Annotated in this window: 1 protein-coding gene and 1 pseudogene; one reads left to right on the top strand and one right to left on the bottom strand. The window is 40.2% G+C overall.

Annotated elements, in window-relative coordinates; translation table 11 throughout:
- Positions 1-313: 313 nt before the first annotated feature.
- Positions 314-751: a DUF29 domain-containing protein gene (locus PX482_RS23195; RefSeq protein ID WP_002757742.1), complete on the bottom strand. Its 438-nt coding sequence runs from the start codon at positions 749-751 to the stop codon at positions 314-316.
- A 712-nt stretch (positions 752-1,463) separates the two neighbouring features.
- On the opposite strand from PX482_RS23195, the pseudogene PX482_RS23190 reads away from it, so the two are divergent.
- A pseudogene (locus PX482_RS23190) lies at positions 1,464-1,790 on the top strand (pentapeptide repeat-containing protein); the annotation flags it as partial.
- Between the last annotated feature and the right edge of the window lie 163 nt (positions 1,791-1,953).

The following is a 1,953-nucleotide window of genomic DNA, read 5'->3' as shown; positions in this document are numbered from 1 at the left end:
TAGAGGTGAAGGGGGGATTTTGTTCGGTGCTAGACTGATATTTGAGTAAGCCAGACAGGAGCCAGAAAAAGATATTTATCAGAAAAGTCATGAGCAAGCTAGAGGTTTAAAGACTGAGCGGGTTCCAATTATTTTTATTCATAAATATTTTACACAATTCATACCAGGTAAGCAAGAGAGCTAGGCCACTACTACCGAATCATTACCTATACTTCAACTGGCTATGGTCGGCAAAGTCCGCAAGCAAATTTATATCTTTGTCTTTCATAACTAGCCTATACTCAACGGATTTAGTATTACTCCTAATTAAGAACTATTTTTCAGCCGGGGGAAACCAATTATCATCTAATGTTTGTTCGAGGGATATATGAGCGTCTGAATTGAGGGAAAAAAGCTGAGAAACTGATTTAATCGCCACTGGATAAACTTTATCATACATAGCTGCTAATTCTGGCCGTAAGCTGGGACTATCTTCTAAACGATGCTGAATTTGGGCGCGAAAATTGACTATTGCTGCCGCCCAATGATTACCTGACCGTTTTTTTTCTTCTTGCCAATAAGCCAGCTTTAAAAGATGTTCGATAAGACGGGTTAACAGACTCATTAAAGCTCGTCTATCACTTTTCCCCATACTCTCGATTTCTGCAATTAAATTATCCCAATCCACCTGCTCAAAATTACGCTCTTGTAACTGTTTTACCGTCTCTTTTAGCCATTGATTATAATCAGTTTCGTAGGCAGTTGACGACATAAGACCTCTTGTAAAAATCAAAAATTGTTGTTGGGGTTAGGAGTCAGTAGCCAGGAGTCAGTAGTCAGGAGAATTAAGAATTAAGAATGAATAATAATTAATTAAATGGTCTATTTACATATTTTATGCAATTTAATCCTTATTTTTGCCGTTTTTGAACCCTGAAAAATTAATTATGCAAGAGGTTTATAATTTAACTCTCCATAGAAAATTACTTAAGTGGCTTTCTAAGTAGGTAGGTGTTAAAAGTTCTCAGACACCCCCCTTATCAAGGGGGGCAGGGGGGATCGAACCCACAATCCATAATTTAATTATAACCAGCTACTTATCTAGGGTTGGCTGAATAAATCTACTTTTCTGGCACAGGAGAATTACGGTCAGTAAATTCTAGCAAATATACTCCATCCCCGTCTATTAAGAAATATTACAAGAAACATGAGTAGATTAAGAAAGGTTAATGGGTGTATCCATTGATAGATAGGGGTTTTCGGCTATTGTAGTAGATATCTATGGGGGAAATCCAGATATATTCTAGAACGCGAGGTGTGGAAACTGACGCGATTGCCCATAAAAATGCCAGGTTTTTGAACGTGGACTCGTTGAACCAAGAATCCCGAAGCGCTGGGGTGGGAGTATCAATCGGATTCTCTCAAGAAACCCGCTTTCTGACTTGTAGTAAGATTGAGGGCATAGTATGGCAATTTCGTAGGCGATGAAGGCAGCAGCAGTTATTGAACAGTACAAAAACGGGCGGCGGGATTTCTGGGGGGAATCCTTGCGGGGTGGTAACTTTCGCGGTGCGGACTTAACAGGGGCGGATTTCAGTGGTTGTGATATACGCGGGGCAAATTTTAGTCGGGCGAATTTGACGGGGACGAAGTTTGCTGGGGTGACGGGGGTGACGGCGGGATTGCCGAAGCGGTGGCTGTTGATTTTGCTGGGGTTGGCTTTGGTGTTAACTATGGTTTCGAGTGTTTGTTCCGCCGGAGCCGCTTATACGGCGGGCTTCATTTTTTATTTATCCAGTACACAAAACCAAAGTACACAATACCAAAGTACACAATAAGTAGTCATGCAAAATTAATTACCCAAATAAAAAATTAAGAAGTATAATACATAAAAAAACGAAGCAGCAGGAAAATACAATGAGATTGATTAGAGACCTAAACCCCGAGAGCCAGAAAATGCTAGAGAGAATTTAT

It is taken from the genome of Microcystis sp. M53602_WE12 (assembly GCF_030065455.1).
Lineage (GTDB): Bacteria > Cyanobacteriota > Cyanobacteriia > Cyanobacteriales > Microcystaceae > Microcystis > Microcystis aeruginosa.
This window is presented reverse-complemented; position numbering and strand designations above follow the sequence as displayed.